The 6,785-nt window shown below is 71.4% G+C and carries 7 protein-coding genes and 1 pseudogene; 6 read left to right on the forward strand and 2 right to left on the reverse strand.

The genetic code is table 11. The annotated features are described in order from the left end of the window. Positions 1–329 precede the first annotated feature (329 nt). Positions 330–581: a type II toxin-antitoxin system VapB family antitoxin gene (locus KN815_RS41470; RefSeq protein WP_216346949.1), complete on the forward strand. Its 252-nt coding sequence runs from the start codon at positions 330–332 to the stop codon at positions 579–581. Positions 582–583: 2 nt separating this feature from the next. Then, positions 584–1,000 carry a PIN domain-containing protein gene (locus KN815_RS41475; RefSeq protein WP_216346950.1) on the forward strand — a complete coding sequence of 139 codons (417 nt, stop codon included), beginning with the start codon at positions 584–586 and terminating at the stop codon, positions 998–1,000. A 241-nt stretch (positions 1,001–1,241) separates the two neighbouring features. Here KN815_RS41475 and KN815_RS41480 read toward each other — a convergent pair whose 3' ends face one another. Then, positions 1,242–1,973, reverse strand: coding sequence for a FadR/GntR family transcriptional regulator (locus KN815_RS41480; protein ID WP_216346951.1), 732 nt, complete (start codon positions 1,971–1,973; stop codon positions 1,242–1,244). Between the two features lie 132 nt (positions 1,974–2,105). On the opposite strand from KN815_RS41480, the gene KN815_RS41485 reads away from it, so the two are divergent. From KN815_RS41485 to KN815_RS41500, 4 genes are read left to right on the forward strand one after another with little or no spacing between them, the layout of a single operon-like run. Further along, the gene (locus KN815_RS41485) at positions 2,106–2,618 is read left to right on the forward strand and encodes a gluconokinase (protein ID WP_216346952.1); all 513 of its coding nucleotides are present in this window, start codon (positions 2,106–2,108) and stop codon (positions 2,616–2,618) included. An 18-nt stretch (positions 2,619–2,636) separates the two neighbouring features. Further along, complete coding sequence (locus KN815_RS41490) at positions 2,637–4,034, forward strand: GntT/GntP/DsdX family permease (RefSeq protein WP_216346953.1); 1,398 nt, start codon at positions 2,637–2,639, stop codon at positions 4,032–4,034. Between the two features lie 29 nt (positions 4,035–4,063). Then, complete coding sequence (locus KN815_RS41495) at positions 4,064–4,864, forward strand: SDR family oxidoreductase (RefSeq protein ID WP_216346954.1); 801 nt, start codon at positions 4,064–4,066, stop codon at positions 4,862–4,864. A gap of 32 nt (positions 4,865–4,896) precedes the next feature. After that, positions 4,897–5,991 (forward strand): L-idonate 5-dehydrogenase, encoded by a 1,095-nt coding sequence (locus KN815_RS41500; protein ID WP_216346955.1) that lies wholly within the window; start codon positions 4,897–4,899, stop codon positions 5,989–5,991. 701 nt (positions 5,992–6,692) lie between these two features. On the opposite strand, the pseudogene KN815_RS41505 reads toward KN815_RS41500, so the two are convergent. After that, positions 6,693–6,785: pseudogene (locus KN815_RS41505) on the reverse strand (SDR family oxidoreductase); the annotation flags it as partial.

Raw genomic sequence — 6,785 nt, forward strand, 5'->3', positions numbered from 1 at the left:
GGGCCGCGTCGCCGACCGCCGGGCCGGTGGGGGTGGGCGCCGGTGGCGGCGCCCCCGGCAGGGGGCTGAGGCCGCTGCCGGACAGCAGGGGGGTTGGGGTACCCCTCCTGAAATCGCTTGATGTATTAGTTGCGCTATATCAAGCGTTTTTTACAGGGGTACCCGGACCCCCACCACCCGCAGTCCGGAGGGCCCTGGCCACCGAGCACGGAAGCCGCCCTCGGCGCCCACCCGAACCGCCCCCGCGCCCGGCGGCGAGCACCGCACCGCATGCGCTTTGTATGCGACATCGGCTACCTTTGTATGAAGCCCATCTCTTGGAGGTTCCGATGTCCGCCACTCAGATCGACATCGACGACGACGCTCTCGCGGAAGCCATGCGGCTGTCCGGTGCCAAGACCAAGAAGGAGATGGTCAACATCGCCCTCCGCGAGTACGCGGAGCGCCGGGCGCGAACCGAAGCGCGCTTGCGGCACCTTGAGCAGGCCCAGCAATGGGACGAGGAAGACTTCTGGCGACGCCACGCGGCCGAGAAGGGTGCCGCAGGCGGCTCGGAGCGCACGGAGAAGGGCGCCGCCTGACCGTGATTCGCTATCTTGCCGACTCCACGGCCGTCTGGCGTCTCCAGCGTGACCGCAAGCTCAATGATCTATGGGGCCATGAGCTGGACGAGGGGGCCATCGGCTCGTGCGCTCCGCAGCGCACGGAGTTTCGGCAGTCTGCACGCGGTCTGGACGAGTACGACCGGATGACGGAGATGTTCGCCGACCTCTTCCCGGACGTCTCCGTCCCGAAGAGTGCTTGGAAATGGATCGAGACCGGCCAGTACCGCCTGGCTCAACGGGGGCAGCATCAAAGCCTGTCCGTGGTCGACTGGCTGATCTGCGCGACGGCCGCTCACCACGGGCTCGTCGTGTTGCACGACGACGCCGACTTCCGTGCGGCCGCGCGTCTCCTCTCGGACCTTTCGGAGCGCAACGTCTTCGCCACTCCTCGCTGAGGCTGGATCCGGCGCAGTCCGGACGGACGCTTGACCGCCGAGCACGGAAGCCGCCCCCGGCGTCCACCCGAACCGCCCCGGCGCCCGGCGGCGAGGCCCGCGCCCCCCACTCCCTGCCCCGCTGCTCAAAGGCGCCGAAGGCGCGAAACGAAACCCGCACCCGACACCCGGCCGGTGCGGACTGTTCCCCAGAAATCGGCCAGGCATGGCGACTTCGAGGCCCTCGGAGCCCTCAGGGCCCTCAGGGCGCCAGGATGTCCAGCTCTCGCAGAGCCCCCACCGTGATCTCCCGCGTATAGCGCTCCGCCGCCTCCGCGTTGCCCGCGCGGACCGCTTCGGCCACGCGGACGTGGAGGGTGACCGCCTCCGGGTCGGGGTCGGTGAACATGATGCGGTGCTCGGTGCGGCCGGTCAGGACCTCGGCGACGACGTCGCCCAGGCGGGCGAACATCTCGTTGCCCGAGGCGCGCAGGATCACGCGGTGGAAGGCGACGTCGTGGATCAGGTACGCGGGCAACTGCTGGCCGCGTGAGGTGGCGACCATGTTGAGGGCGTGCTCGGTGAGTTCGGCGCACTGCTCCGGCGTGGCGTGCTCGGCGGCCAGCGCGGCGGCGGCGGGTTCGATGGCCGAGCGGAGGGCGGTGAGGGAGCGGAGCTGGCGGGGGCGGTCGGGGCCGGCCAGGCGCCAGCGGATGATCTGGGGGTCGAAGACGTCCCACTCCTCGGTGGGGCGCACCGTCACCCCGACCCGGCGGCGGGACTCCACCAGGTGCATGGACTCCAGGACCCGCACCGCCTCCCGGACCACCGTGCGCGAGACGTCGTAGCGCCGCTCCAGCTCATCGGTGCGCAGGACGGTGCCCGGCGGATAGTCGCCCCCCGTGATCGCGGGGCCGAGGGACTCCAGGAGCCGGTCGTGCAGCCCTTGGGGCCTGGGCTTCTGACCACGGCCTGGGGGCCCCTGTTCGTTCATGGGCTCAGCCTACGCGGCCAGCCACCCCTCAAATAAGTATGACTTTTAAGTCACGGACTCTTGAATACGTCGTATCTGTGGGGTTGAGTGTCCCCGGCGCCGAGGTCGAAGAAGACAGCGAGGTTTCACACAATGCACGCCCCCCAGGTTGTCGTGGTCATGGGAGTGTCCGGAACGGGCAAGACCACGGTCGGCCCCCTGCTGGCGGAGGAGCTCGGCGTCCCGTATGCCGAGGCCGACGACTTCCACCCGCCGGCCAACATCGCCAAGATGTCGGCCGGGACCCCGCTGGACGACGACGACCGGCGCCCCTGGCTGGACGCCATAGGTGCCTGGGCCCATGGCCACGCCGAGGGCGGGGGCGTGGTGAGCTGCTCCGCGCTCAAGCGGAAGTACCGCGACCGGCTGCGGTCAGCCGCGCCCGGCATCGTCTTCCTCCATCTGACCGGCGACCGCGAGTTGATCGCCCAGCGGATGAAGGAGCGCAAGGGCCACTTCTTCTCCGGCGAACTGCTCGACTCCCAGCTCGCCACGCTCGAACCGTTGCAGCCGGACGAGTACGGCGTCGCCGTGGACGTCGGCCCGGAACCCGAGCTCATCACCGAGCGGGCCGCCGCCGAACTGCGGCGGCTCGAACACCAGTAACGCAGGTTAGGAACCCCCGTGACCAGACTCAGCGTCGAGATGCTGGCAGCGGACACCGTCGACCCGATCACGTCGGCAGGTCACGCACAGCTCGGCATAGCCGTCCTCGTCGGCATAGCCGTTCTCGTCCTCCTCATCACCCAGACCAAGCTGCACGCGTTTCTGTCGCTGACGATCGGCTCACTGGCGCTCGGCGCCGTCGCGGGAGCCCCGCTCGACAAGGTCATCACCAGCTTCTCGGCCGGACTCGGGTCGACCGTCGCGGGCGTCGGCGTGCTGATCGCGCTCGGCGCGATCCTCGGCAAGCTGCTCGCCGACTCCGGGGGCGCCGACCAGATCGTCGACACGATCCTCGCCAGGGCCGGCAACCGGTCGATGCCCTGGGCGATGGTGCTGATCGCGGGGATCATCGGGCTGCCGCTCTTCTTCGAGGTCGGCATGGTGCTGATGATCCCGGTGGTGCTGCTGGTCGCCAAGCGCGGCAACTTCTCCCTGATGCGCATCGGCATCCCGGCGCTCGCGGGCCTGTCCGTGATGCACGGCCTGGTGCCGCCGCACCCCGGCCCGCTCGCCGCGATCGACGCGGTCCACGCCGACCTGGGGATCACCCTGGCGCTCGGCGTCCTCATCGCCGTGCCCACCGCCATCATCGCGGGCCCCGTCTTCTCGCGCGTCGCCGACCGCTGGGTGCATGTCACCCCGCCGGACCGGCTGATCCCCACCCGGCCGTCGGAGGAGCTGGAGCGGCGTCCCGGGTTCGGCGTCACCGTGCTCACCGTGCTGCTCCCGGTCGTCCTGATGCTGATCAAGGCGCTGGTCGACATCGTCGTGGACGACCCGGAGAACACCGTCCAGCGGGTCGCCGACGTCATCGGCGCTCCCCTGATCGCGCTGCTGGCGGCGGTGATCGTGGGCATGTTCACCCTCGGCCGGGCCGCGGGCTTCACCCGGGACCGGATCTCCGCCACCGTCGAGCACTCGCTCGCCCCGATCGCCGGAATGCTGCTGATCGTCGCCGCGGGCGGCGGCTTCAAGCAGACGCTGATCGATATCGGCGTCGGCAAGATGATCATGGACATCTCGCAGGACTGGAACGTCTCCGCGCTGCTGCTCGCCTGGCTGATCGCGGTCGCCATCCGCCTGGCCACCGGCTCGGCGACGGTGGCCACGATCTCGGCCGCCGGGCTGATGACGCCGCTGGCCGCCGATATGTCGAGCACCCATGTGGCACTGCTGGTGCTCTCCATCGGCGCGGGGTCGCTCTTCTTCAGCCATGTCAACGACGCGGGATTCTGGCTGGTCAAGGAGTACTTCGGGATGAGCGTGGGGCAGACGGTGCGGACCTGGTCGGTGATGGAATCGATCATCTCCGTCGTCGGGCTCGGCTTCGTCCTGCTGCTGTCACTCGTGATCTAGCGCTGAGCAAAGGCAGGGGTACGTACGCAATGACGACACATCCGCTCTTCGACATCGCGGGCCGCACCGCGCTGGTCACCGGCTCCAGCCGGGGCATCGGCCACGCCCTCGCGCGCGGTCTGGTGGAGGCCGGCTGCACGGTGGTGCTCAACGGGCGCGATCCGCACGCCCTCGAGAAGGCCGCGGCCGAGCTGGGCGGCGCCGAGATGGGCGGCGCCGAGCTGGGCGGCGCCGACGCGGGGGTGCACACCGCCGCGTTCGACGTCACCGACGGCCCGGCCGTGGCCGCCGGTATCGCCGATGTGGAGGAGCGGGTGGGCCCGCTCGACATCCTCGTCAACAACGCCGGGATGCAGAACCGGGCGCCCCTGCTGGAGTTCACCGACGACGCCTGGCGGCAGATCCTGGACACCAACCTCACCAGCGCCTTCCTGGTGGGCCGGGAGACCGCCCGGCGGATGACCCCACGCGGCCACGGCAAGATCGTCAACATCTGCTCATTGCAGAGCGAGGTGGTCCGCCCCGGAATCGCCCCCTACGCGGCGACCAAGGGCGCGCTGAAGATGCTCACCAAGGGCATGTGCGCGGACTGGGGCCGGTACGGCATCCAGGTCAACGGGCTCGGCCCCGGCTATATCGAGACCGAGCTGACCCGACCGCTGGTCGAGGACGAGGAGTTCAGCGCCTGGGTGCGCGGACGGACCCCGGCCGGGCGCTGGGGCCGCACCGAGGACCTGGTCGGCGCGCTGCTCTATCTCGCGTCTCCGGCGGCGGACTTCGTGAGCGGACAGGTGCTGTACGTAGACGGCGGCATGACGAGCGTTCTGTGAACCCCGCGAAACCACTTGAGGAGGCTGGGCGGATGGTGCTGGGCTGCGTGATCCACGGACAGGGTGATCTGCGGGTCGAGGAACTCCCCGAGCCGGAACCGGCGCCAGGGCAGGCGCTCGTGGCGATCCGGTACGGCGGGATCTGCGGATCGGATCTCCACTACCACCGGCACGGCGGCGTGGGCGACTTCCGGCTCCAGGAGCCGATGGTGCTCGGGCACGAGGTCGTCGGCACGGTCGTGGCGTACGGCGAGGGCGCGGCCGGATCCGTGGCCGGATCCGCGGTCGGGCCTGCGGCCGGATCCGCGGCCGGGCCCGTGGCCGGGCCCGCGGTCGGCACCCCCGTCGCCATCCACCCGGCCACCCCCTGCGGGGTGTGCCAGGAGTGCTCCGACGGCCGCGCCAACGTCTGCCGCGACACCCGCTATCTGGGCAGCGCCGCGCGCACCCCGCATGTCCAGGGCGGCTTCGCCTCCCGGATCGCCGTCCCGGCGGCGCAGTTGCGTGCCCTCCCCGAGGGGCTGGAACCGCGCCGGGCCGCCCTCGCCGAACCGCTGGCCGTGGCGCTGCACGCGGTACGGCGGGCGGGCGTGGTGAAGGGCCGCCATGTGCTGGTCACCGGCGCCGGTCCGATCGGCTGCCTGACCATCGCGGCGGCCCGCGCGGCAGGCGCGGCGACCATCACGGCGACCGATCTGCTGCCCCGCGCCCTGGAGTTCGCGGCGGCGGCCGGGGCGACGGCCTGCGTACGCGCCGACGATCCGGCCGACCCCAACTGGCCCTCCGAGGAGATGGACGTCGCGATCGAGGCGTCGGGCGTTGCGGCTGGGCTCGACACGTGTTTGCGCCGGGTGCGGAGGGGAGGCGTGGTCGTCCAACTCGGCATGCTGCCGCCCGGGCAGAGCCCGTTCGCCGGAAATCTCCTGGTCGCCCGGGAGATCGAACTGCGCGGCGCGCTCCGCTTCCACGCCGAGTTCGACGACGCGTTGCGGCTGTTGGCGGCTGAGCCGTCGCTCGACGCGCTGATCAGCGGGGTGCGGCCGGCGCGGGAGGCGGTGGAGGCGTTCGGCCAGGCGGCTGACCGGAGCCGGTCGTGCAAGGTGCTGCTGGACTTCGCCGCCGACTGAACGGAGCGCCGCGGCACCCAGGGTTGGGCCGGGCCGGGCCGGGCCGGGGCGCGGTGGGGTGCGGGTTCCGCTGGGTGCGGGTGTGTGGGTGGTGCGCCTGCTGTTCGTGGTGGGTGGCGGGTGCGGGGCCTCCGGGGCGGTGCCCTGGACCGTATATTTACGGCGCCGTTGGCCGGGGGCGTTGGGTGGGCCGGGGGTTGGCGCCACAAATACACGTAAGCGTCCAGGACACCACCCCTGCGACCCCGCCCCCTCCCGTCTCGTCGGCGGCTACCCGCCGGTGGCTCCGGGCGCCTGCTTGTCCCGCGTTCGGTCCGGGGCCGGGTGTTGGGTAGGGATGGGTGCGACCCCGCCCCCTCCCGCCGTCTCGCGGCTGCCCGCCGGTGGCCCAGGGCGCCTGCCCGGGCGGCGTTCAGCCTGGAGGCGGCTGGCGGGGGGTGGGTGCGGGCCCGCTCCCGGTGGTGCGGGGTGTCTGTTCGTCCCGGGGGCGTGAATTCAGCCCCTCAGGGGGCACCTCCCAGCGGTAGCTGGGGGAGTTTGAGGAGCGGGGTCCGGGGCGGAGCCCCATGGTTTCGGGGAGGGGCGGGGTGGGGACCTTCCGCCGGAGGCGCCCATGGTCCGCACTCGGCGTCTGGCCGGGGCCAGGTCTGGGCGGAGCCCCACCTCGCGCGGGGCAGCCGCACATTGACGTCGCGCGGGGCTCAGAAGTTGTGCAGAGCCCCACCATCCACCGGCAGCATCAGCCCGGTGAGATACGACGCCGCAGGCGAGAGCAGAAAGGCCGCGGCCTTGCC

It is taken from the genome of Streptomyces niphimycinicus, from assembly GCF_018883605.1.
Classification (GTDB): domain Bacteria; phylum Actinomycetota; class Actinomycetes; order Streptomycetales; family Streptomycetaceae; genus Streptomyces; species Streptomyces niphimycinicus.